This window comes from Variovorax sp. AB1(2024), assembly GCF_037482385.2.
GTDB lineage: Bacteria > Pseudomonadota > Gammaproteobacteria > Burkholderiales > Burkholderiaceae_C > Variovorax.
Window position 1 is genome coordinate 467,016 of sequence record NZ_JBBHKP020000002.1, and the last position, 22,224, is coordinate 489,239.

Genomic DNA, 22,224 nt, shown 5'->3' on the forward strand with positions numbered 1-22,224 from the left:
TCCCGGATCTTGCTTTTTTGATACCGCTCGCTCAGTCGCCCAGGCGGTAGCCCGCCGCCGCGATGGTGCGCCTGGCAATGTTCAGTTGATGGATCTGGCTCGTGCCTTCGTAGAGGCGGAACAGCCGGACGTCGCGGTAGAAGCGCTCGACCGGATGGCCCTGGATGAAGCCCGTGCCGCCCAGCATCTGCACGCAGCGGTCCGCCACGCGCCCGCACATCTCCGAGGCGAAGTACTTGCAGATCGACGCCTGCATGGTCACGTCCTCGCCGGCGTCGCGCTGGCGCGCGGTCTGCAGGATCAGCGCGCGCGCCGCCTGGATTTCGGTCTGGCAGTCGGCGATCAGGGCCTGCACCAGCTGGAAGCCGGCCACCGGCTGGCCGAACTGGCGGCGCTCGCAGGTCCAGGCGACGGCTTCATCCAGCATGCGGATGGCCGGGCCCGTGCACAGCGCCGCCAGGTGGATGCGCTGCTTGTTGAGCACCTTCATCGCCGTCTTGAAACCCATGCCCTCCACGCCGCCGATGAGGCGGTCGGCCGGCACGCGGCAGTCGCTCAGAAGCACCTCGGACACGGGCGATCCGGCCTGCCCCATCTTGCGGTAGGCCTCTCCCGTCGAAAGCCCGGGCGTGCCGCGCTCGACCAGGAAGGCCGAGATGCCACGGGCGGAGCGGTCCTGCGGATCGGTGCGCGCCAGCACGGTGAACAGCCCCGCGATCGGCGCATTGGTGATGAAGCACTTGGTTCCGTTGAGCACGTAGTGCTCGCCGTCGCGTGCGGCGCTCGTCTTCAGCGCGGTCGCATCCGAGCCGGCATCGGGCTCCGTCAATGCGAACGCGCCGGTCAAGGCGCCGCTGGCCAGCAGCGGCAGGTAGCGGGCCTTCTGCTGCTGCGTGCCGTCGGCCACCAGCGCCTCGGAGCCGATGCCGGTGTTCGTGCCCACCCGCGCCCGGAACGCGACCGAGGCCTGGGACAGCTCCATCGCGGCAAGCACCAGTTCTTCGGTCGTCATTCCGGCGCCGTTCCATTCCTGCGGAATGGACCAGCCGAAGAAGCCGCGCGCCGCCATGTCGTCGACGAGGTCGGCCGGAACCTCGTCCCGCTGCTCGACCTCCGCCTCGCGTGGAATCAGCTGCTCCCGCACATAGCGCCGCAAGGCGGCCAGGGTTTCGTCGAATGCAGAGGGATCTCGGATCATGTGTTCTTCCCGCAATGAAGGCATCAGTTGGCTGTGTAGCCGCCATCCACCGGCAGGATGGTGCCGGTGACGTAGCGCGCCTGCTCCGAAGCCAGGAACACCACGGGCCCCGCGATGTCCTGCGGATCCGCCGCGCGGCGCAGATATGTACGACGCACCATCCGCTCGCGGCGTTCGGCGTCATCCGCGATGTGGGCGGTCATGGGCGTCATCACCAGTCCGGGTGCGACGGCGTTGACGCGCACGCCGTGCGGCCCGAAGTCTCGCGCCAGGAACTTGGTCAGCTGGGCGACGGCCCCCTTGGAGGCGCCGTAGGCGATGTGCGCCGAGGTCGCCACCAGCGAGGTGATGGATGCCACGTTGACGATGGCGCCACGGGTCCGGTGCAGGCCCCGTGTGCAGGCCACGGACAGGTTGAGCACGCCCTTGACGTTCACCGCCATCACGTGGTCGATGTCCTGCGAGAGTGCCTGTGCCTCGAAGACGGCGCTGCGGCCGCTCACCCCCGCGTTGTTCACGAGCACGCCCACGGGGCCCCAGGCTTCCTGCAGATCGGCGACCACGGCTTCGCATTGCACGGCATCGCGCACGTCCAGCGCATAGGGCCGGACGCGGTCCGCCGCGTGGCCTGTGCGACGGGCCGCTTCCCGGGTGCTGTCGGCGTCGAGGTCTGTCAGTGCCACACGGCAGCCCGCCTCGAGCAGGCGGGTGGCAATCGCGAAGCCGATGCCCTGGCTCGCACCGCTGACCAGGGCCACGGTGTCGTCGAACAAGGGGCTCATTCAGTGCCCCTGCTTGGGCAGGTCCAGGCGCTGCAGCAGCGGGATCCAGCGCTGCGTCTCGGCCTTCACGTAGTCGGCCAGCGCCTGCGGCGTGCCGCCTCGCGGCTCCATCCCTATGGCCTGCGCGCGCGCGATGAAGGCGGGATCGACCAGCACCTGGTTGACCGCGCGGTTGAGCTTGTCGACGATGTCCTTGGGCGTGGCGGCGGGTGCGGAAAGCGCGTACCACAGCAGCGCCTCGATGTCGTAGCCCTGCTCCTTGAAGGTGGGCGCATCGGGCACCTGGGGCAGACGCTTGACGTCCATCACGCCCAGCACGCGCATCTTGCCCGCCTTGACATGCTGCAGCGGGCCGGTGATGGAGGTTCCCTGGATGTCGATCTGGCTGCCGAGCATGGCCTGCAGGCCGGGCGAATCACCATTGAAGGGAATGTGCATCGTGCGGATGCCCGCCATGCTCTCGAAGGCCAGCGGCGCCAGGTTGGTCAGGATGGATGCGCCCGGCGAGCCGCGGTTGATCTTGTCCGGATGCGCCTTGGCATAGGCCACCATTTCCTTGATGTTCTTGTAGGGCAGGTCCGAGCGCCCCACGATGATGGTCGGCTGGTAGGCGATCTGCGTGACCGGCGTGAAGCTGGTCACCGGGTCGTAGGGCAGCTTGTCGTACATCACGGTGTGGCTGGCCAGGATGCTCAGCGAACTCATCAGCAACGTGGTGCCGTCGGGCTTGGAACGCGCCACGTTGCCCGCCGCCACGATGCCGCTGGCGCCCGGCTTGTTCTCCACGATCGTCTGGGTGCCGCGGCTGGTGAGTTCGGAGGCCAGCAGCCGCGCGTACTGATCGGTTCCGCCGCCGGCCGCGAAGGGAACGACGATGCGCAAGGGTTGTTGGGCCTGCGCCCCACCGACGGCGAGGACGAGACCGAGCAGAAAGCCGCCAAGGCGCTTCCGGACTGGCATGGGATGTCTCCTGAATGGGATGCGGAATGCTTTTTTTCCCAGTTTAGGAGCGCACGCTTCGCGGCATGCATCAAGGCATGAAAAGGTGCTTTGTAATTTCCAGTGCATCACCGCCGAGCAGCGACGCCGGTTCGCACCAGCGCGATCATGTCCGGCACGGGCATGTTCATCGCCATCAGGTGGCACTAAGAGCGAGGGAAGAAAGGGAAGGAAAAGCAGGCCGGTCGCTTCAGACCTCAGGTCCGGACATCCGGCGGCGCCCGGTACACCAGCACCTTCAGTGACCGCTCGTCGGACACGTCGGGAAAGGTGCTCGGATTCGCCAGTCTCTCCACGAAATCAAGTTCCGACGCCAGTTCGCCCATTTGCTCCTGCAGGAATTTGGGTCCCAGTTCTGGCGCATTGAGGCATAGCAGGACATGGCCATCGGGCGCGAGCAGGTCAGGCAAGCGCTTGATCAGCCGGGCGTAGTCCTTGGTCGCGATGAAACTTCCCTTTTGATAGCTCGGTGGGTCGACGATGACCAGCCCGTAAGGGCCTGCGCGCGTGATTTTTCCCCACGAACTGAAAAGGTCATGGGGGAGGAAGCTCGCGCCTTCGAGCACGCCGTTGGCGCGGTGGTTCTGCTGCCCCACGGCCAGTGCGCCCTTGCTCATGTCCAGGTTGGTGACGTGGCGGGCTCCTGCCTGCAATGCGACCACCGAGAACGCGCAGGTGTAGGCAAACAGGTTGAGCACCTTGACGCGCGACCGGGCGTCGGGGCGCGCCTTCACAAACGCACGAACCCAGCGCCGCCCTTCGGCCATGTCGAGAAACAGCCCGTGGTTCTGGCCCCGGGCCACGTTGACGCGATAGCGAACACCCTCCTCGGTGACCCAATGCGGGTCGGGCAGCGAACCGCTCATGAGTTGCGTGCTGCTCTGTCCTTCATGCCGGCACTGAAACACCCATTGCAGCGTTTCACCCGGTGCCAACTGCGACCAGCGGCGCTCCAGCGCGGCGCCGATTGCAGCCAGTTCGTCGTCGGTCGCAGGCTTGAAGCTGGTCAACAGCCAAACCGGCGGGAAGAAGTCCAGCGACAAGTGAGCGCACTCGGGATGAAGCCCGCCGCGGCCGTGGAAGATGCGCTGCGCATCCACCGGTGCGGACATTGAAGCGATTGCGTCGAACAGGGGCTGCATAGGCATCGGCATAGTCTCCCATTCTGACCGGATGGCGCGGTGGTCCCGAGGCCAAGACTTGGAAGAGGCCGGAAGCACGAGAAGCATGCTGGCCACGGGCACACCTGCTCCGGCGACGAAGTCCAACCAGTCGATTTCATCGCGAAGGAGCCTGCCCGGTCTCCCTGAAACAGCGCCTTGCCGGGCCGCACCCGCTCATTGGTAAAATTCATCATCAGTTGGAGATTTGATGCGTGACGTTGTAGACGGATTCCTGCGGTTCCAGCGAGAGGTGTTTCCCGCTCGCAGAGAACTCTTCCAGAAGCTCGCAAACAAGCAGGAGCCGACGACGCTGTTCATTTCCTGCTCGGACAGCCGCATGGTCCCTGAGCTGGTGACACAGCGCGAGCCCGGCGACTTGTTCGTCATCCGCAACGCCGGCAACATCGTTCCCTCCTTCGGTCCTGAACCTGGGGGCGTGTCGGCAACGGTCGAATACGCGGTCGCCGCCTTAAAGGTCACGGACATCGTCATATGCGGCCACTCCGACTGCGGTGCGATGACTGCCGTTGCCACCTGCGCGTGCCTGGACCACATGCCGGCGGTGAAGAACTGGCTTCGGTATGCGGACGCGGCCCGCATGATCAACGAGTCGAAGCACCACGACACCGAGCGAGCGCGCATCGACAGCATGGTGCGTGAGAACGTCATCGCACAGTTGAACAACCTGCGCACCCATCCTTCCGTGGCGCTCGCGCTGGCGCAAGGAAAGCTGACGCTACACGGATGGGTGTACGACATCGAGTCCGGCTCCATCGTGGCCCTGGCACCCTCCGGCAATTCCTTCGTGCCGCTCGAGGACCACCCGGCGGCGGTCTAAGTCGCAAGCGCCTTGCCAACGACGGCTGTTGGCCAGCTTTGGTCGAAGCACCGCCTACGAGACCAGCCCCGAATCGGCCATCAGACGTTCTCGAAAGCGGACGCTTGGGCTTGACCGTTCGACAGCCGCTTGAAGGACCTCATTTGCCATGAACCATTTCCGCCACCTTGTTGCTCTTTCCGCCGCGCTCACGTCGATACACATCGGCGCTCAAACGATAGGCACAACGTCGCATTTGTCCATGGCCGAATCCAATGCCGCCGTGTTCAAAGCCTGCGCCGCCGCGCCGAAAACGAATGGCGCGTGTCCCCTCGACGCGGTCTTCGGCCTCTTCAAGCTCGCACCCAACAACAACGTGCTGGAATTCAGGGCTTCGAACACCGTTCCTCGAACGGTCAACCAGAACTACGGCTGGATCCTGAAACTCAACCAGAAGTCCGGCAAGGTCCGCGTTCTCGAACGCATGACATTGCCGGAAACCCCGAAGACATGGGGCACCGGTGGCCAGCCTCACGGCATGTCGGCGGATCGCAAGACCATCTCGATGGACGTGACCCTGAACGTCTACGACGGCACCATTTCGAAGTCTTGGGACGTGGCCCAGGGCGATCCTGCCGGCCACTACCTGATCACCGCTTACGTAGAAGACTCCGCGCCGGTGCAGTTCGAGTTCGATGTCGTCGATCCCCAATGACCGGCCGCCGCAGGCCTGTGGACTGAACTGGCAGCTGTTGCTCATCCGGTCCGCATAGCGCGCGGCTTCTTCTTCGTCCGCGACGAGCGATATGCCAACATCCGCGGATGCAACCGACCCTCACCGAAGATCTGGCCGCGCGCTTTGCCGACATCGCACTGGGCCATGTCACGCGCGAATACCCCAACAAGCCCGACCACGTGCTGGCCGGCCCGCAGGACGCACGCACGCCGAGCGAGTTGCATCCGGTGTTCTACGGCAGCTACGACTGGCACTCCTGCGTGCACAGCCACTGGATGCTGGCGTACCTGCTGCGCCGCTTCCCCGGCATCGCGCCGGCCGCGAGGATCGAACAGCTCTTCGACGAACACTACGTGCCGGCCAAGATCGCCGCCGAATGCGCCTACCTCGCGCAGCCCACCGCCCGCGGCTTCAAGCGGCCGTACGGTTGGGGCTGGCTGCTCAAGCTGGCGTCGGAGCTCGCGCAGCACAGTGACGCACGCTGGTCGAACGCGATGGCACCGCTGGCCGAAGCCTTCGCGCAGCGCTACCGCGACTTCCTTCCGCTGGCCACCTACCCCGTGCGCGTCGGCACCCATTTCAATACGGCTTTCGGCCTTCGGATGGCAGCCGACTATGCGCAGGCGACATCGGACACCGCGCTGGCCGAGTTGCTGCTTTCCACCGCCAGCCGCTGGTACGGCGACGACACCGACTGCCCGGCCTGGGGCGAACCCAGCGGCGACGACTTCCAGTCTTCCGCGCTGATCGAAGCCGAATGCATGCGGCGCCTGCTGCCGCCAGACGAGTTCGTGTCGTGGCTCGATCGTTTCCTGCCGCGCATCGCATCGCGCGAACCGGCCACGCTGTTTCACCCGGCGTCGGTATCGGACCGCACCGACGGCAAGATCGCACACCTCGACGGCCTGAACCTCAGCCGCGCCTGGTGCTGGCGCAGCATCGCTTCTTCGCTGCCCGAGGGCGATGCGCGCCGCATTGCCGCGCTGCAGGCCGCCGACGAACATCTCGCACTGGGCCTGCCCCATGTGGCCGGCGACTACATGGGCGAACACTGGCTGGCCAGCTTTGCCGTGCTGGCGCTGGAGGCCTGAACACCGGCTGTGCCTGCATCGCCCGCGCCGCCACGCTATATTTCCTGCTGATCAACCAAAGAGCAATCACCATGGCAAAAGCCTATTGGGTCAGTGCATACCGTGCCGTCAAGGACGCCGACAAGCTTGCGGCCTACGCGAAGCTGGCAGGTCCGGCGATCTCCGCCGGCGGCGGGCGATTTCTGGCGCGCGGCCTTCCCGCAAAGGTCTACGAACACGGCTTGTCCGAGCGCACCGTGCTGATCGAGTTCGACAGCCTGGAACAGGCGACGGCCACGCACGACAGCCCCGAATACAAGGCCGCGCTTGACGCGCTGGGAGACGGCGCCGAGCGCGATCTGCGGATCATCGAAGGGGTCTGACCCCGGCCATCAGGCGCAGGTTCTGCACGGCCGCGCCTGCCGCGCCCTTGCCCAGGTTGTCGAGAACCGCGCTCAAGACAATCTGTCCCGTGCGTTCATTGCAGGCAACCGCCAGGCTCATGTCGTTCGTGCCATTGTGGACTTGCGGGTCCAGCTCCGTCATTGGCGCTTCCGGAGACATCGGCACCACACGCACATGCGCCGCATCGCGGTATCGCTCCATCAGGCATTCGTGGATGCGCGCGCCGGAGGCGTCTGCGGCAAGCATCCGCGTGTGCAGTCCGATGGTGAGCACTATGCCCTGCCGGTAGCTGCCATAGGCCGGCACGAAGATGGGCCGCTGCGCCAAGCCGGCATAGGTCTCGATCTCCGGCACATGCTTGTGCTCCAAGCCAAGCCCGTAGACCTTCAACGAATGCGCACCCGTCCCGGCCTCGTACGCTTCCGCGCCCGCCCGCCCCTGGCCCGAATAACCTGACACGGCGTGGATGACGAGCGGATAGTCGGCCGGCAGCAGACCCGCATCCGTCAACGGCCGCAGCAGCGCGACAGCGGCGGTGGGATAGCAGCCCGGATTCGTGACCCGCGATGCCGACGCGATGCGTTCGCCTTGCCCCGCATCGAGCTCCGGAAGGCCGTAGACCCAACCCGGGCTGGTGCGGTGCGCCGAGCTGGCGTCGATGACACGCACTGCCGGGTTGTCGATCATCGTCACCGCATCCCGGGCCGCGGCATCGGGCAGGCAGAGGATCGCGATGTCGCATTCGTTGAGCGCAGCCCTGCGCGCCGCTGCATCCTTGCGCAAGTCCGTCGGCAGTGTGCGGATGAGAAATTCCCCACCCCGCAGCCGGTTCTGCAGATCGAGGCCGGTGGTGCCTTGATCGCCGTCGATGAAAATATTGAGGTCCATGGAGCGCGATCGTAGGTATGCGCCCAAGATAGCTCCAGCTAAATATATGCAACCTCAAATTAAGAAAAGTTGAATCTGCAACATGCGGGAACTGAGCCTTGACCATCTGCGCACCCTGGTCGCCATTGCCGACCTCGGCTCCCTGGCCAATGCCGCCCGCGCACTGCACCTGGCGGCCCCCACCGTCACCGTGCAGATCGCGGAGCTGGAGTCGCGCCTGGGTGGCCAATTGCTCGTTCGCGGGCGCGGGCCTGCGCAAGCGACCGCGTTGGGGGAGCGGTTCATTGCGCGCGCCCGAAGGCTTCTGGCGGACGCGGACGATGCGGTGGAAGACGTTCGACGCCAGCTCGCCGGCCAGACCGGCCGCGTGCGCGTAGGCGCTTCGACCGGTGCCATCGCGCACCTGCTGCCGCCCGCGCTCGAACGCCTTGCGCGCAACCATCCGGGCATCGAAGTGAACGTGCAGGTGCTGACTTCCAACGACAGCATGGCCCGGCTCGCCGCGGGCAGCCTGGACCTGGCGGTCGTCGCCCTGCCCCAGCCGCCTGTGCGCGGTGTCCATGTCACGCCTCTGCGGCGCGAGGCCGTGGTCGCCTTTCTGCCGGCGGATTGGAAAGCACCCAGGCGGCTGACACCGCAGTGGCTGGCCCAGCGCCCGCTGATCATGAACGACGCCTCCACCCGCCTCTACCGCCTGACCGCGGAATGGTTCTCCGCGGCCGGCGTCCACTGCCGCCCGCGCATCGAGCTCAACTACAACGACGCGATCAGGACACTGGTCGCCGCCGGCTACGGGGCGGCCTTGCTGCCCGAGGAATCACACGAGCCCGCGCGTGATCCGCGCATCGCCGTTCGCCCGCTGAGCCCGGCGCTGTGGCGGCAACTGGGCCTGGCAGTCAGTGACAGGGACACCAGCGGCCCGACGCGTTTCGTGCTGGAGGCGTTGCTGCCAGCGAGGAGTTCGGCCGCCTGACGCACGCACCATGCGGTTGCGCAACACTGGACCGACGGCTACGCTTGCACGCAAGGAGACCCGAATGAGAAAGCTCAAGATCATGGAGCACATGTCGCTGGACGGCGTGATCCAGACATCCGGCGATGACCATTTCCCTTACGGTGACTGGACCGCGCCTTATCGGACGCCCGCGGGCCGGGACGAAGTCTTCGCTGCGCACGGCGGACGCTTCGATCTGCTGCTCGGCCGGCGCACCTACGACCTGTGGTCGGGCTTCTGGCCGCAGGCACCAGCCAGTCCCATGGCAGACAGTCTCAATGCGGCCACCAAATATGTCGTGACCCATCGCCCGGAAAGCCTGGCATGGGGCCCCTTCGAAGGACTTGGACCGGACACCGTCGAGGACATTCGCCGCATCAAGTCGCAGGCGGGACCGAACCTGATCCTCTGGGGCAGTTCCACGCTGACCTCAACGCTGTTCGAGCATGGGCTTGCAGATGAAATCACGCTGATCGTCTACCCGGTTCTGCTGGGCACCGGGAAGCGCCTCTTTGCCGAAGGCACCCCGCCGCGTTCTTTCGAACTCATCGACACGAAAGCACTGCAGTCCGGCGTCATCCTCCATACCTGCAAGCTCGCCGGGCCTCTGAGGTCTTGATCGCAAGGCGTCACGACCGGTACCAGATCCTGAGCGTCACGTACACCGCATAGCCGAGGCCGAGCACCATCCAAAGCAGGAAGAACATGTTGGCCCAGTAGTCGGCCGCATTCGCAGCCAGGGTGTAAAGCTGGCTCTGGCAGCCTTTTCCAACACACGGGATCTCGCGGCGGATCAAGCCGCGCATCATGAAGAAAAACAGGGTGCAGGCAATGCCGGCGGACATCAGCAGGCCCACGGGACCCAATGGCCCCTTGGCGAGTTCGTCGTTCTCGTCTCGAGGCCCCTGGCGAAGAAGCTTCTGCCCATAGCGGTACCAGAAGAAGCCTAGCAGGAGCATCAGCAAGTAGTAGATGACTTGTCGCATTTCGTCGGCTGCGCCATGACTGACGCTCTCCCGTCGGGGAGCGGATTGGCAACACTCCCGCGAGCGCACGGGGCCTGTCGCGCAGGCTTGTTGCCAAGCCTGGCTGCGGTCAGATCAGGCGCTCGCTGGAGACCAGCCTCCGATACTACTTGGGCGAGTAGGTCATCTTCGTCACGACCATCGGCGATTTAGGATCGATTCCCTTGAGCGATTGGCCTCGATAAGGGCCGTCGGAAGCCAGCCAGAATTCCTTCGTGCTGACTTTCGTGATTCCCGAAGCGCCAAGCGTGATCTTCAACGTAATTTTGCACACGTTGAATGTTCCCAGCGGCGTTGTCAATGTCTCCCGTCCGTGGTACGTGAGCTCGGCATTCGCCGGCACGGAAGTCGTGGAGCCGCTGACACCGTTGAAGGTACTGGTTTTAGCGACAGAGGTGCGCTGACTCACAACCTGCCCCGGCTTCATATCGACTGGAAACGAGACCGGAGGCGCAAATACCTGGGTGTCGGACATCGCCTGCTCTTTCGGATAACCGGTGGGAAGCGAAGCAAGCCACTTCGAGTCGTACTTGGTCTTGGAGAGCGTTGACTTTCCATAGAGCATGATGCTGCCCCCGACAAGGTCCTTGTATTCCTTTTGAATGGTGGTGTGCTCGGCGTAGGAAGAGGTCACCGTCTCCGAGCCGACATTGAAGGCAATGGGATTTGCTCCGCCGAACGTCTCGCGCCCCTCTGTCACGCTTTTTCTGTGGAAAGTAGCGGTTGCCGGATCAGTCCCCAACTTGGCCGCGTCAAATTCCAGGAGCGTGCCTTCGCGAAAGTCAGCCTCGTTGAAGCACGGAGCCGAATTCTCCGAGACGGTTATTGGAGGCACGGCGGGTGGCGGCGCCTGTTCAGCCGAGATCGGCAATGCTGATAGTCCGCCTACACCGCTCCCACTGCCGCTGCCCCCTCCACATGCGGAAATCGCAGCCGTGGCGACTGCGATGGCGAGAAGCCGCGTTCGCGGCATATCGTTAACGTTTGCTCTTTTCATGATCTCTCCCATTAATAAAAAGCCACCAATTGATGGTGGCCTCTTATTCTTATGAAGATTTCATTTCATCTCTGCGAATCAGACTCGCGAAACGCCCAATAAGTCTCCTTGTTGCGCGCTGTGCGCTCGGACAGTTTCCGATCGCCGTCGCAAACGCCTCGGGTCAGAAGGCACTCTTGACCACACCGCCGTCGACGCGAAGCGCCGCGCCCGTGGTTGCTGAAGCGAGCGGGCTTGCCACGTAGGCCACCAGCGAGGCCACCTCCTGCGGCGAAGCGAAGCGCTTGATCAGCGATGTCGGGCGGACGTGATCGAAGAACTCTGCTTCGACCTGCTCGAAGCTCTTGTCGCTCGATCGCGCCATGCCTTCCACGAAGTCGCCGACGCCGCGCGATTTCGTCGGGCCCGGAAGCACGCTGTTGACCGTGATGTTCGTGCCGGCGACCGATTCCGCAAGCCCACGCGAAACCGCAAGCTGCGCGGTCTTGGTCATGCCGTAGTGAATCATCTCGGTCGGTATCTGCACTGCGCTCTCGCTCGAGATGAAGATGATCCTTCCCCAGTTCGCTCGCTTCATCTCCGGCAGCACCAGGCGTGCAAGGCGCACGCCGCTCAGCACGTTCACGTCGAAGAAGCGCTGCCAATCTTCATCCGGAATATCTTCGAAGGCCTTGGCCTCGAAGATGCCCAGGTTGTTCACGAGGATGCCGATGCCGGGGTGACGGCGCACCGCCTCCTCGGCGGCGTCGGCCCGGCTGAGGTCGCCGGCATGGCCGAGCACCGTGCCTTGCGTTTCCGAGCGGATGCGCTCCACCGCTTCGTCGACCGCCGCCTGCGATCTGCCGTTCACGATCACGCTTGCGCCCTCCTGGGCCAGCGTGCGCGCAATGGCGTAACCGATTCCGGCGGTGCTGCCGCTCACCAGTGCGAGCTTGCCGTTGAGTTGAAGGTCCATGTTGATTCTCCTTTGTCGATTCGACGTTTGTGCCCGTTGAGTTCCACTGTTCGAGCCCTCGGGCTAGCCGAGGAAGGTGATCAATGCCGGTATGACCTGGTCCGGCGCCTCTTCCATGAGCCAGTGCCCGGACCCTTTGACGATCACGCCCTGCACGTTGGTCGCGACCATCTTGCCCTGTTCGACAAGAAAAGTCCCGCCGGCCTTTTCGCCGGAGAGGACCAGCATCGGCATGGGCAGCGGCGTCTTGCCCATTTCCGCAAACTCGGCGGCGTCCTGCTCGAAGGCCTTGGCATAGAACCGGCGATCGGCTTCGGGCACCGAGTGATTCGGGTCGGCCGCAAAGTCGTTCCAGAAATGCTCGAAGTAGATGCGTTCTCGCTCGCTCACGAGCGCCAGCGGCGTCTTGCCGTGGAAATGGAAATGCCAGAGATCGCGCAGGAGCCAGACGTTCTGCCATCTGCCGATGCCGGGCAGGAAGGCGTCCATGGGCACCAGCCTGGGCTATACGTACGGCGCGACATCCGATGGCAGTTCGCCGGCCCCGGCGATCTGGGAAGCTCCGGACCACAAGACGCACATGGCAGTTGCATCCGTGCCGCAGGCAGACAAGCGCCGCCGCGAGCCCCAGCCAGACGATGCCCCCGCGAAAAACCCCGGATCAGGAAGCTGGAACAATCCGCCCACCATGGACGGCCTCGATCTCATCAAAACATTTCGCGAAGTTGCGTTTCGGCGCAGCTTTTCCCGCGCGGCGATTTCTCTGGGCATGTCGAAAGCCACGGTCAGCCGCTACGTCGCGGAACTCGAAACCCGCAGCGGCGTGCGCCTGCTGAACCGCTCCACCCGCTCCCTGAGCCTCACCGACGCCGGCCAGGTGTTGCTCGACCGCAGCACCGAACTGGTGACGATGGCCGAGAACACCCTCAACGACCTGCAGGCGCACGGCTCGCATCCGCGCGGACGGCTGCGCATGAGCGCGCCGCACGGGCTGATCGCGGGGTGGATGTCCGACGTGATCGCCGAGTTCATCAAGCTCTACCCCGATGTGTATGTGAGCCTGGTCTTCACCAACGGCGAGGTCGACCTGATCGGCGAAGGCATCGACATTCACTTGACCGGCGGGCGCATCGACGACATGAACCTCATCGTCCGCCGGCTGGTGCAGTTCGACATGGTGGTGTGCGCCTCGCCCGCCTACTGGGCACAGCGCGGAATTCCCCAGGTGCCGGAAGACATGGGCCGGCACGACGTGCTGAGCTATGCCTCGATGCCGACCACGCACCTGCCCTTCGAGACCGACGGGAAGGCGCACGAGGTGGCGGTGCACAGCCGCATGGAGGCCAACGATGCTGTGGCGCTGATCGAGCTGGCGTTGCGCGGCGTGGGCGTGGCCTACGTGCCGGAGCCGCTGGCGCAGTCGCACCTGGAGCGCGGTGCGCTGGTGCCGGTGCTGCGCGAGCACATGCCGCGCGATCACTGGCTGTACGCGGCGTATTCGCAGCGCCGCCACAACAGCGCGGCGATGCGGGCGATGCTGGATTTCCTCGAACAGTCGATGGTCACCGAAGACAGTGACCCGGTGCTGCCGCCCATGCCCGCGCCGTCGCCGGTGTCGCCGCCTACATGCGCCCTTTCCAGGGCACAAGGCGTCGCTCGAGCCACCGCATCAGCAAGTCGAACAGATAGGCCACCACGCCGATGACGATGATGCCCATGATGACGATGTCGGTGCGCAGGAAGTTCGACGCGTTCAGCACCATCTGACCCAGCCCCATGTTGGCGGCCACCATCTCGGCCGCCACCAGCGTCGTCCAGCCGAAGCCGATGGCAATGCGCATGCCCACCAGGATGTCGGGCAGCGCCGAGGGCAAGATGACGTGGCGGATGACCTGCATGTAGCTCGCACCCATCGAGTACGCAGCGTTGATCTGCTCCTGCGAGGCGCTGCGCATGCCCGAGCGCGCGGCGAGTGCCAGCGGCGCGAAGCAGCTCAGGAAGATCAGCAGCACCTTCGGCAGTTCGTCGATGCCGAACCAGATGATGATGAGCGGCAGGTAGGCCAGCGGCGGCAACGGCCTGTAGAACTCCAGCGGGGGATCGAAGATGCCGCGCCAGAAGCGGCTCATGCCCATCGCGATGCCCACGGGAATGGCCGTGGCGCAGGCCAGGAAGAAGGCCGAGAACACGCGGAACATGCTCGCCAGGAAGTGCTGCCACAGCGGCTTGTCGTTGGCCTGTCCGGTGAGGTATTCGTAGAACTGCTGGAACACGGCCTGCGGCGTGGGCAGGAAGAGCGGCTTGACCCAGCCCATGTTGGTGACGATGAACCACAGCGCCACCAGCGCCACGACCGTGACCACGCTGATGGTCACGCTCGAGCCCTCGCCCGGCACCTTGAAGGCGCTGGTCTTGAGCTTGGCGCCTGCTGCCGCGGGAGCGGGCGGCGCGGCAGGCTTGGACGGTGGCGGTTGCGTCATGACGGCGCTGGGCGATGCAACGGTGACGACCTCATGCATGGGCGGCCTCGCGGTGATGGATGATGGACAGCACTTCTTCGCGCATGCGGATGAACTCGGGTTCCGACTTCACCTTGCGCGAATCGCCGTGCGACAGGTACTGGCGGGAGAACGGCACGTCGTCGTAGACGTGCGAGATGCGCCCCGGGCTCGGGCTCATCACGATGAGCCGCGTGGCCAGGAACAGCGCCTCTTCCACCGAGTGGGTGATGAAGAAAACCATCTTGTTCGACTTGGACCAGGCCTGCAGAAGAATTTCCTGTACCTGCTCGCGCGTGAACGCATCGAGCGCACCCATGGGCTCGTCCATGAGCAGCACGGCCGGGTCGCTGGCCAGTGCACGCGCAATGCCCACGCGTTGCTGCATGCCGCCCGACAGTTCATACACGGCGCGGTCGGCGTATTTCTGCAGGCCGACGAGGCCGAGTTTTTCTTCGGCGATGCGGTCGCGCTCGGCCTTTCCCACACCGCTCAGGCGAAGGCCCAGCGCCACGTTGTCGCGCACGTTGAGCCAGGGCATCAGCGCATGTTTCTGGAACACCACGCCACGGTCGGCACCGGGGCCGGCCACGGGTTTGCCGTCGAGCAGGATCTCGCCGGTGGACGGCGGCAGAAAGCCCGCGATGCTATTGAGCAGCGTGGTCTTGCCGCAGCCCGAGGCACCGAGCGCGACGACGAAGTCGCCGTCGTGCATCGTGAGGTTGACGGGGGCCAGCGCCTGCAGCGTGCCGCCCTTGACGGCGTAGTTGACCGTGAGGTCGCGGATGTCTAGCGTAGGCATTCAGTTCTCCAATGCGGTTGCTGTCTTTCTTTCGGGGTGCGTGCAAAGGCCACCGGGTACTCCCCTCCGCGAATGTCCCCCGCCCTTCGGGCTCCTCCTTTATTTCGCTGCGGGGAGCACCCGGTGCCCTGTGCACGATGGACGCGGTTCTTGTGCTGGCCGATCAACAAGTACTCTGAACGATCACGCCGATGGGGTGCCTTGCGCAGCGAAATAAAGGAGGAGGGGCGAAGCCCCGGGGGACATTCGCGGAGCAAGGTACCCCGTCGGCGTGAGCGCGCCCCAAAAAACTACTTCCCCATCGCCTTGTCGACATAGGCAGTGGTCACGAACGCGCTGTAGTCGGGCTTCACCTCCTGCACCCGCCCCTGTTCCTTCAGGAAAGCCGCCGTGTTGGCCATCGCCTTCGCGGCACCGCCGCCCAGCCAGGTCGGCGAAACCTGCTCCGCCATCGTCGGGAAGGTGTACAGCGCCATCGCAGCCCCCACATCCTTCGGGTCGGCCTTGGTCCACTTGGCCATGGCCTTGGTCTGCGGCGAATCGGGCGTCCAGCTCTTGCCGGTGGCCTTGTACTCCTCGTTCGCGCGGTTCAGCGCCTTCACGAAGGCCACCATGAAAGGCTCGTTGGCCGCTGCCCACTTGGCGTTGACCACGATGCCCTCGAAGGTCGGCGCGCCGCGCTTGCCGATGCTGCCCGACGTGGCGATGGTCTTGCCGTTGGCCTTGATCTTCGACAGCACCGGGTCCCAGATGAAGGTCGCGTCGATGTCGCCGCGCTCCCAGGCCGCCGCGATCTCGGGCGGGCGCATGTTCATCACGTTCACGCTCTTGGCGTCGACGCCGTCCATCTTCATGCCGGCCATGAGCTGATAGTGCGCTGTCGACACGAAGGGCGTGGCCACCTTCTTGCCGGCCAGGTCCTTGATGCTGTTGATGTTGGTGCCGTTGCGCGCCACCAATGCTTCCGCATTCGCGATGTCGGCGGAGATCCAGAACAGCTTGATGTCCTGGCCCTGGCTGGCCGCCGCCGTGAGCGGGCTGGAGCCGGTTTCGCCCATCTGCACGTCGCCCGAAGCCATCGCGCGGATCACGTCGCCGCCGCCCGCGAACATGCGCCAGTTGATCTTGTAGCCCGTGGCCTTCTCGACCTCGCCGGATTCCATCACCAGCCGCAGCGGCACCAACATGTCCTGGTGGGCGAAGGTGACTTCCTTGGTTTGCGCGAACACCGCGCCGCTGAGCGTGAACGCGGTCGCGAGGGCCGCTGCGCACTGGAGGGAAAGACGTCGGGACAAGGTCATCTCTGTTTCTCCTGAAGGTGAATCGAAGCGGACTTTGCACCGATCGCCCGCCGCCAGGAAGTACCAGCGCGGCAGTCGGCATAGAGCCAGTGGATCGGGACTTACCCTCGTTCTGGTGCGCCGCGCACGCCACCGGTGCGCGCGAGCCTGGGCCCCATCGACAAGGGCTCAGTGCGTCCGCGCGCCGGCAGGCCTCTTCTCGCCTCGCGCCAGAGCCAGTTCCTCCACGGCCATCCCCAAGGCCCGGATGCCCGCCGGAATCTGCGAGGCCGCAATGGACGAAAGCCGCAGCCGGAAGAACGGACACGGATACGGCGGCCGCGCGAAGAACACATCGCCGGCCTCGATCAGCACGCCGTGGTTGCGCGCCATCAGCGACAGCTCCGTGGCATCCACCCAGGTCGGTGCCTGCACCCAGATCGAGGCTCCACCCGAAGGCAGCCGGAACTCGAAGTCGGGCAAATGGTCGCGCAGCGCCTGGGCAGCCAGAGCGAGCCGCTCCTGCATCGCTTGGTTGACCCGGCGCGCATGCGACTCGTGGTGCCCCAGCGAAAGAAACAGCGCATACGCATGCTGCAGGAACGCACTCGGATGCCGCACCATCGCATGGCGTATCACCCGCAGTTCCTTGATGAGCGCCCGCGGCGCCACGATGAACCCCAGCCGCAGCGCGGGCGACAGGCTCTTGGACACAGAGCCCACGTAGATCACCCGTCCGGTCTTGTCCAGGCTCTTGAGCGCGGGCATCGGCGTGCCTTCGTACAGGTTCTCCGCCTCGTAGTCGTCCTCGATGATCACGAAGTCCTGCAGCTCCGCCTTTCGCAGCAGCCACTGGCGCCGCTCCAGGCTCAGGGTCGCGGTCGTCGGGCTCTGGTGCGAGGGTGTGACGAAAAGGTAGTCGGCCGCGGGCAGCGCATCGACGACCAGCCCCTCCTCGTCGACATCGACCTCCACCCACTTGGGCTGCCGCAACGAAAAGCTGTTGCGCGCATGCGGATGGCCCGGCTCCTCGAGCCCCACGCGCGTCTGCTCGTCGAACAGCGCCTCGGCCAGCAGGTAGTAGGCATGCTGGGCGCCCATGGTCACCAGGATCTCTTCCTTCAGCGCGAACACGCCGCGCTTGGGTAACAGTCGCGTGCGGATCTGCTCGATGAGGTCGGGCACGTCGTCGGTCTCGAAGTCCGGCGTCCAGTGCGGCAGCTGTGAACGCGCCAGGCTGCGCGCGCAGCATTCGCGGAAGTCCTCGGTGGGAAACAGCTGCGGGTCGTAGTTGCCGTAGACGAAGGGATACGGGTAGTCGCGCCAGCGGTCGGGCTTCGACAGCGTGGGCTTGTCGACCAGCGAGCGCAGCACGCGCCCCTGCCAGTCCGGCGGCTGGCTGGCCTGCCCGCTGCGGCCCACCAGCGGCTCCGCGTGCGCGGCGGACAGCGGCCGCGCGTTGCGCGCCACGAACACGCCGCTGCGCGGACGCGCTTCCAGAAAGCCTTCGTCGATCAGCTGCAGGTACGCCGACGTGACGGTGTTGCGGCTCAGCCCCAGCAGCGCGGCCAGCTCGCGCGACGACGGCAGCGGCGCGCCGGGGCTCAGGTGCTCTTCAAGAATGGCCTGCACCACGGCGGCCCGCAAGCGGGCCTGCAGGGGCAATGCCGGCTGGTCGGGCAGCGCGAATAGCTGCGCCCACTGGGTGGCTCGCGGGTTGGGCATGGTGCGCCGCAGTTTAGGGCAGCCGCCGCAATTTGCGGCACCCCGGCGGCGTTCTGGCTCGGTCGAATCCCCGGAACTGGCCCTATCGCGGCGCCAGACGGCTGCCTACGCTTGCCGCATCAATTTCCGGAGTTCCCGCGTGACCGCCCAGCCTTCTTCCTCTTCTTCCCCCGTGACCACCGACACCCTCGCCGCATTCAGCGACGCCTGGAACCGACACGACATCGACGCGCTGATGGGCTTCATGACGCCCGACTGCATCTTCCAGACCGCTGCCGGCCCCGACGCCTGCGGCACGCGCCACACGGGCACCGAGGCGGTGCGCAAGGCCTTCGCCGCCGCCTGGGCAACCGTGCCCGACGCGCAATGGATCAACGGCCAGCACTTCGTGCACGGCGACTTCGGCACCTCGCAGTGGACCTTCACCGGCACCGCCGCCGACGGCAGCCGCATCGAAACCGACGGCATCGACGTCTTCACATTCAGGGACGGAAAGATCCACCTGAAGAACGTGTTCCGCAAGGCCCGCCCCAACCTGCCCGCCGCGAAGTGAGCCGACCTTCCTCCTCTTACTGGAGCCCTTCATGACCATGACAGGTACGGCGCAGTTCGCCACCGCCAGCGCCACCGTCGACGGCGCATCGCCCGAGCAGCAACAGCAGCCGACGCAGGCGCCGTTTCGCCCCTACGACCCGCAGTACGACCCGCTGCACGCCCCCGACCCCGGCGCCGGCCGCGCCTACGCGCCGACCTGGTGGGTGGCCAGCGCCGGCACGCCGCCCGAAGACGACGGCCCGCTGGTGCGCGACATCGATGTCGACGTGGCCATCATCGGCTCGGGCGCCACCGGCATGTCGACCGCGCTCTACCTGGCACAGGAGCACGGTATTCGCGCCACCGTGCTCGAAGCCAACCAGGCCGCGTGGGGCTGCTCCAGCCGCAGCGGCGGCCAGGGCCAGAACGCGAGCGGCCGCCTCAAGCGCTCGCAGTGGATCGCGCGCTGGGGCATCGACACCGCCAGGCGGCTGGACGCCGAGATCCGCGGCGGCTTCGAGAACTTCCGCCATCTCACCACGCAGATCGACTGCGACGCCTTCGACGGCGGCCACCTCTACCTGGCGCACCGGCCCGAGAAGCTGCCGATCCTGGACGCCGAGGCGCGCCTGATGCGCGAGCAGTTCGGCTACGCCACCCGCATGATGAGCGCCGAGGAAGTGCGCCGCGACTACTGTGACGAACGCGAGACGGTCGGTGCGATGTATGAGGCCGAGGGCATCGGCATCCACCCCTTGAAGTTCACCTTCGGACTGATGCAGCGGGCTCGCGCGCTGGGCGTGACGGTGCACACCTCGAGCCCGGTGCAGGGCTGGCACACCGTCGACGGCGTGCACCACCTGCGCACGCCCGCGGGCGTGGTGCGCGCGCGCCGCGTGGCGGTGTGCACCGGCGGCTATACCGGGCAGGCGCTGAACCCGATGCTGAAGAACCGGATCATGCCGATCCTGTCGAACTCGGTGGTCACGCGCCCGCTCACCGACGCCGAACTGCAGGCCACCAACTTCAGGTCGCAGACCTTCCTGACCGACACGCGCACGCTGCGCTTCTACTACCGCCTGCTCAAGGGCAACCGGCTGCAGATCGGCAGCCGCAGTTCAGTGAGCGGCGCCGACGCCGAACACCCGGTGCACCTGAAGCTGCTCACCGACGCCATCGCGCGCAAGTTCCCGCCGCTGGCGGGCATCCGCATCGACTACTCGTGGTGGGGCTGGGTCGACATGAGCCACGACATGATGCCGCGCATCACGCAGCCCGACGCCGGCAAGAAGATCTGGTACGCGGTGGGCTACGGCGGCAACGGCGTGTCGTTCTCGACCTGGGCCGGCAAGCGGCTGGCCGAGCGCGTCGCGGGCAAGGACACGGGCAAGGAAGTGTTCGAGCTGCCCATCTACCGCTCGCCGCTGCCCTTCCCCAATGTGCTGGGGCTGGTCGAGTCGCGCGCGTTCGCGCCGTTCCGGCGCATCGGGCAGCGCATGCTCTACAAGTGGTACTGGCTGCGCGACGAGAAGTAGGCGCCGGCGCGCATTCCCCGAAGTGGCGCAGGCCGATGCACCAGCCTGCCGCACAACGGGGCAAACCCGCCCCTTCTGGCCCTGCGAGTCGCGCCGCGTTGGCTCTTCGCCGCCACGCGGCGAGCGCCTATCTTCGACGCCAAGGCCTTCGCTTCACCGGGGCCGAATCCGATTGCCTGTGTCGAACTCCCCTGAGGTCCTGTCATGCCGATCCCCGTTCCCGAGCTTCCAGTTTTCTCGCGCCGAGCCACCCTGCTGTCCGCCAGCCTCGCGGCGGCAGGCACCCTGCTGCCGCTGTCCGTCTTCGCGGCCGACGAGCCCAGGCGCGGCGGCACGCTGGTGATCGGCAGCACGCAGACGCCCCGGCACCTGAACGGCGCGGTGCAGTCGGGCATCGCCACCGCCATGCCGTCGACGCAGATCTTTGCCAGCCCGCTGCGCTTCGACGACAAGTGGGCCCCGCAGCCCTATTTGGCCGAGTCATGGAAGCTGGCGGACGACGGCAAGTCGCTCACGCTCAAGCTGCGCAAGGACGCGCTGTTCCACGACGGCAAGCCCGTTACATCAGCCGACGTGGCCTTCTCCATCCTGGCCATCAAGGCCAACCACCCCTTCACCACCATGATGGGCCCGGTCGAGAAGGTGGACACGCCCGACCCCTACACCGCCGTCGTGCGCATGAGCGTGCCGCACCCCGCCATCGTGCTGGCGATGTCGCCCGCGCTGTGCCCGATTCTTCCGAAGCACATCTACGGCGACGGACAAGACCTGAAGAACCACCCGCGCAACACCACCGACGTGATCGGCTCGGGCCCGTTCCGCGTGGCCGAGTTTAAGCCCGCCCAGCGCGTGGTGCTGGAACGCTTCGACAAGTTCTTCATTCCGGGGCGTCCCTACCTCGACAAGGTCATCATCAACATCACGCCCGACTCGGCGAGCCTGATGCTCGGCCTGGAGCGCGGCGACATCCAGATGGTGCCCTTCGCCACGCTGCCCACCGACCTGAAGCGCCTGGCCAATGACCCGAAGATGTCGCTCACGCCCAAGGGCTACGACGGCATCGGCGCGCTCAACTGGCTGGCATTCAACACGGCGAAGAAGCCGCTGTCGGACGTGCAGGTGCGCAAGGCCATCGCCACCGCCATCGACAAGAACTTCATCACCAAGGCGCTGATGGGCGGCTTTGCCACCGTGTCCGACGGCCCGCTGGTGGCCAGCAGCCCGTTCGCCGTGCCCGACCTGGTGCGCTACCCGCTCGACCTGAAGAAGGCCGGCGAGATGCTCGACGCCGCGGGCTACAAGGCGGGCGCGGGCGGCGAGCGCTTCAAGCTCACCATCGACTACCTGCCCGGCGTGGACGACCAGCAGAAGAACGTGGCCGAGTACATCCGCGGCCAGCTCAAGAAGGTGGGCATCACGGTGGAGGTGCGCGCCTCGGCCGACTTCCCGGCCTGGGCCAAGCGGCTGGCCTCGCACGACTTCGACATGTCGATGGACACGGTGTTCAACTGGGGCGACCCGATCATCGGCGTGCACCGCACCTACCTCTCGACCAACATCAAGCCCATCGTCTGGACCAACACCCAGTCGTATGCCAACCCGAAGGTCGACGAGTTGCTCAACACCGCCGGCGGCCTGATCGACCCGACGCAGCGCAAGGCCTACTACGCCACCTTCCAGAAGATCGTGACCGACGAATTGCCGATCGAATTCATCAACCAGGTGCCGTATCACACCGTCGCCAGCAGGAAGTTGGGCAACGTGCCGGTCACCATCTGGGGGCCGTTGTCGCCGCTGGACGAGGTGTACTTCAAGTAAGGC

22 protein-coding genes and 1 pseudogene are annotated in these 22,224 nt (G+C 65.7%); 10 read left to right on the forward strand and 13 right to left on the reverse strand.

The genetic code is table 11. The features are described 5' to 3' along the window. Positions 1–31: 31 nt before the first annotated feature. From WIX39_RS29110 to WIX39_RS29125, 4 genes are all read right to left on the reverse strand, one after another. Positions 32–1,198 (reverse strand): acyl-CoA dehydrogenase family protein, encoded by a 1,167-nt coding sequence (locus WIX39_RS29110; RefSeq protein ID WP_409196633.1) that lies wholly within the window; start codon positions 1,196–1,198, stop codon positions 32–34. Between the two features lie 23 nt (positions 1,199–1,221). Then, the gene (locus WIX39_RS29115; RefSeq protein WP_409196634.1) at positions 1,222–1,980 is read right to left on the reverse strand and encodes an SDR family NAD(P)-dependent oxidoreductase; all 759 of its coding nucleotides are present in this window, start codon (positions 1,978–1,980) and stop codon (positions 1,222–1,224) included. After that, the gene (locus WIX39_RS29120) at positions 1,981–2,940 is read right to left on the reverse strand and encodes a Bug family tripartite tricarboxylate transporter substrate binding protein (protein ID WP_409196635.1); all 960 of its coding nucleotides are present in this window, start codon (positions 2,938–2,940) and stop codon (positions 1,981–1,983) included. 236 nt (positions 2,941–3,176) lie between these two features. Then, positions 3,177–4,121, reverse strand: a complete 945-nt coding sequence (locus WIX39_RS29125; RefSeq protein ID WP_409196880.1) for a class I SAM-dependent methyltransferase — start codon at positions 4,119–4,121, stop codon at positions 3,177–3,179. 229 nt (positions 4,122–4,350) lie between these two features. Between WIX39_RS29125 and WIX39_RS29130 the strand changes: the two genes are divergently transcribed. From WIX39_RS29130 to WIX39_RS29145, 4 genes are all read left to right on the forward strand, one after another. Continuing rightward, positions 4,351–4,980, forward strand: a complete 630-nt coding sequence (locus WIX39_RS29130) for a carbonic anhydrase (RefSeq protein WP_409196636.1) — start codon at positions 4,351–4,353, stop codon at positions 4,978–4,980. Positions 4,981–5,128: 148 nt separating this feature from the next. Then, a complete protein-coding gene (locus WIX39_RS29135) occupies positions 5,129–5,674 on the forward strand; it encodes a hypothetical protein (RefSeq protein WP_409196637.1) in 546 nt (181 codons plus the stop codon). Positions 5,675–5,781: 107 nt separating this feature from the next. After that, positions 5,782–6,786, forward strand: a complete 1,005-nt coding sequence (locus WIX39_RS29140) for a DUF2891 domain-containing protein (protein WP_409196638.1) — start codon at positions 5,782–5,784, stop codon at positions 6,784–6,786. Between the two features lie 71 nt (positions 6,787–6,857). Continuing rightward, a complete protein-coding gene (locus tag WIX39_RS29145) occupies positions 6,858–7,148 on the forward strand; it encodes a DUF1330 domain-containing protein (protein ID WP_409196639.1) in 291 nt (96 codons plus the stop codon). Here the strand turns inward: WIX39_RS29145 and argC are convergent. After that, complete coding sequence (argC, locus tag WIX39_RS29150; RefSeq protein ID WP_409196640.1) at positions 7,132–8,058, reverse strand: N-acetyl-gamma-glutamyl-phosphate reductase; 927 nt, start codon at positions 8,056–8,058, stop codon at positions 7,132–7,134. The genes WIX39_RS29145 and argC overlap by 17 nt on opposite strands. Before the next feature lie 82 nt (positions 8,059–8,140). On the opposite strand from argC, the gene WIX39_RS29155 reads away from it, so the two are divergent. Then, a complete protein-coding gene (locus tag WIX39_RS29155) occupies positions 8,141–9,031 on the forward strand; it encodes a LysR family transcriptional regulator (protein ID WP_081267588.1) in 891 nt (296 codons plus the stop codon). 64 nt (positions 9,032–9,095) lie between these two features. Then, the gene (locus tag WIX39_RS29160) at positions 9,096–9,671 is read left to right on the forward strand and encodes a dihydrofolate reductase family protein (RefSeq protein ID WP_409196641.1); all 576 of its coding nucleotides are present in this window, start codon (positions 9,096–9,098) and stop codon (positions 9,669–9,671) included. A 10-nt stretch (positions 9,672–9,681) separates the two neighbouring features. Here WIX39_RS29160 and WIX39_RS29165 read toward each other — a convergent pair whose 3' ends face one another. The 4 genes and pseudogenes from WIX39_RS29165 to WIX39_RS29180 form a co-directional block, all read right to left on the reverse strand. Next, positions 9,682–10,038 (reverse strand): hypothetical protein, encoded by a 357-nt coding sequence (locus WIX39_RS29165; protein WP_409196642.1) that lies wholly within the window; start codon positions 10,036–10,038, stop codon positions 9,682–9,684. Positions 10,039–10,183: 145 nt separating this feature from the next. Next, entirely contained in the window at positions 10,184–11,074 is an 891-nt protein-coding gene (locus WIX39_RS29170; RefSeq protein ID WP_409196643.1) for a hypothetical protein, read from the reverse strand. A gap of 163 nt (positions 11,075–11,237) precedes the next feature. Continuing rightward, positions 11,238–12,029: an SDR family NAD(P)-dependent oxidoreductase gene (locus WIX39_RS29175; protein WP_081267585.1), complete on the reverse strand. Its 792-nt coding sequence runs from the start codon at positions 12,027–12,029 to the stop codon at positions 11,238–11,240. A 63-nt stretch (positions 12,030–12,092) separates the two neighbouring features. Continuing rightward, positions 12,093–12,530 (reverse strand): annotated as a pseudogene (locus WIX39_RS29180) (alpha/beta fold hydrolase); the annotation flags it as partial. Between the two features lie 187 nt (positions 12,531–12,717). Between WIX39_RS29180 and WIX39_RS29185 the strand changes: the two are divergent. Next, positions 12,718–13,734, forward strand: coding sequence for a LysR family transcriptional regulator (locus tag WIX39_RS29185; protein ID WP_285411411.1), 1,017 nt, complete (start codon positions 12,718–12,720; stop codon positions 13,732–13,734). Here the strand turns inward: WIX39_RS29185 and WIX39_RS29190 are convergent. From WIX39_RS29190 to WIX39_RS29205, 4 genes are all read right to left on the reverse strand, one after another. Beyond that, complete coding sequence (locus tag WIX39_RS29190) at positions 13,652–14,509, reverse strand: ABC transporter permease subunit (protein ID WP_285411410.1); 858 nt, start codon at positions 14,507–14,509, stop codon at positions 13,652–13,654. The two genes, WIX39_RS29185 and WIX39_RS29190, sit on opposite strands and share 83 nt — an antisense overlap. A 31-nt stretch (positions 14,510–14,540) precedes the next feature. After that, complete coding sequence (locus WIX39_RS29195; RefSeq protein ID WP_081267583.1) at positions 14,541–15,329, reverse strand: taurine ABC transporter ATP-binding protein; 789 nt, start codon at positions 15,327–15,329, stop codon at positions 14,541–14,543. A 290-nt stretch (positions 15,330–15,619) separates the two neighbouring features. Continuing rightward, positions 15,620–16,630 (reverse strand): taurine ABC transporter substrate-binding protein, encoded by a 1,011-nt coding sequence (tauA, locus tag WIX39_RS29200; RefSeq protein ID WP_081267582.1) that lies wholly within the window; start codon positions 16,628–16,630, stop codon positions 15,620–15,622. Between the two features lie 168 nt (positions 16,631–16,798). Further along, on the reverse strand, positions 16,799–18,334 hold the full coding sequence (locus WIX39_RS29205) for a PLP-dependent aminotransferase family protein (RefSeq protein ID WP_409196644.1): 1,536 nt from the start codon (positions 18,332–18,334) through the stop codon (positions 16,799–16,801). A 139-nt stretch (positions 18,335–18,473) separates the two neighbouring features. Here WIX39_RS29205 and WIX39_RS29210 point away from each other — a divergent pair, with 139 nt between their 5' ends. The 3 genes from WIX39_RS29210 to WIX39_RS29220 all read left to right on the forward strand — a co-directional run bounded on the left by WIX39_RS29210 (position 18,474) and on the right by WIX39_RS29220 (position 22,221). Continuing rightward, positions 18,474–18,887, forward strand: a complete 414-nt coding sequence (locus WIX39_RS29210) for a nuclear transport factor 2 family protein (RefSeq protein WP_081267580.1) — start codon at positions 18,474–18,476, stop codon at positions 18,885–18,887. Positions 18,888–18,918: 31 nt separating this feature from the next. Further along, the gene (locus tag WIX39_RS29215) at positions 18,919–20,403 is read left to right on the forward strand and encodes an NAD(P)/FAD-dependent oxidoreductase (protein WP_081267579.1); all 1,485 of its coding nucleotides are present in this window, start codon (positions 18,919–18,921) and stop codon (positions 20,401–20,403) included. A gap of 204 nt (positions 20,404–20,607) precedes the next feature. Further along, a complete protein-coding gene (locus WIX39_RS29220) occupies positions 20,608–22,221 on the forward strand; it encodes an ABC transporter substrate-binding protein (protein ID WP_409196645.1) in 1,614 nt (537 codons plus the stop codon). Positions 22,222–22,224 lie beyond the last annotated feature (3 nt).

Coding starts and splice junctions, on each gene's coding strand:
- WIX39_RS29110 (WP_409196633.1), bottom strand. CDS start 1,198: ATGATCCGAGATCCCTCTGCATTCGACGAAACCCTGGCCGCCTTGCGG.
- WIX39_RS29115 (WP_409196634.1), bottom strand. CDS start 1,980: ATGAGCCCCTTGTTCGACGACACCGTGGCCCTGGTCAGCGGTGCGAGC.
- WIX39_RS29120 (WP_409196635.1), bottom strand. CDS start 2,940: ATGCCAGTCCGGAAGCGCCTTGGCGGCTTTCTGCTCGGTCTCGTCCTC.
- WIX39_RS29125 (WP_409196880.1), bottom strand. CDS start 4,121: ATGCAGCCCCTGTTCGACGCAATCGCTTCAATGTCCGCACCGGTGGAT.
- WIX39_RS29130 (WP_409196636.1), top strand. CDS start 4,351: ATGCGTGACGTTGTAGACGGATTCCTGCGGTTCCAGCGAGAGGTGTTT.
- WIX39_RS29135 (WP_409196637.1), top strand. CDS start 5,129: ATGAACCATTTCCGCCACCTTGTTGCTCTTTCCGCCGCGCTCACGTCG.
- WIX39_RS29140 (WP_409196638.1), top strand. CDS start 5,782: ATGCAACCGACCCTCACCGAAGATCTGGCCGCGCGCTTTGCCGACATC.
- WIX39_RS29145 (WP_409196639.1), top strand. CDS start 6,858: ATGGCAAAAGCCTATTGGGTCAGTGCATACCGTGCCGTCAAGGACGCC.
- argC (WP_409196640.1), bottom strand. CDS start 8,058: ATGGACCTCAATATTTTCATCGACGGCGATCAAGGCACCACCGGCCTC.
- WIX39_RS29155 (WP_081267588.1), top strand. CDS start 8,141: ATGCGGGAACTGAGCCTTGACCATCTGCGCACCCTGGTCGCCATTGCC.
- WIX39_RS29160 (WP_409196641.1), top strand. CDS start 9,096: ATGAGAAAGCTCAAGATCATGGAGCACATGTCGCTGGACGGCGTGATC.
- WIX39_RS29165 (WP_409196642.1), bottom strand. CDS start 10,038: ATGCGACAAGTCATCTACTACTTGCTGATGCTCCTGCTAGGCTTCTTC.
- WIX39_RS29170 (WP_409196643.1), bottom strand. CDS start 11,074: ATGAAAAGAGCAAACGTTAACGATATGCCGCGAACGCGGCTTCTCGCC.
- WIX39_RS29175 (WP_081267585.1), bottom strand. CDS start 12,029: ATGGACCTTCAACTCAACGGCAAGCTCGCACTGGTGAGCGGCAGCACC.
- WIX39_RS29185 (WP_285411411.1), top strand. CDS start 12,718: ATGGACGGCCTCGATCTCATCAAAACATTTCGCGAAGTTGCGTTTCGG.
- WIX39_RS29190 (WP_285411410.1), bottom strand. CDS start 14,509: ATGACGCAACCGCCACCGTCCAAGCCTGCCGCGCCGCCCGCTCCCGCG.
- WIX39_RS29195 (WP_081267583.1), bottom strand. CDS start 15,329: ATGCCTACGCTAGACATCCGCGACCTCACGGTCAACTACGCCGTCAAG.
- tauA (WP_081267582.1), bottom strand. CDS start 16,630: ATGACCTTGTCCCGACGTCTTTCCCTCCAGTGCGCAGCGGCCCTCGCG.
- WIX39_RS29205 (WP_409196644.1), bottom strand. CDS start 18,334: ATGCCCAACCCGCGAGCCACCCAGTGGGCGCAGCTATTCGCGCTGCCC.
- WIX39_RS29215 (WP_081267579.1), top strand. CDS start 18,919: ATGACCATGACAGGTACGGCGCAGTTCGCCACCGCCAGCGCCACCGTC.
- WIX39_RS29220 (WP_409196645.1), top strand. CDS start 20,608: ATGCCGATCCCCGTTCCCGAGCTTCCAGTTTTCTCGCGCCGAGCCACC.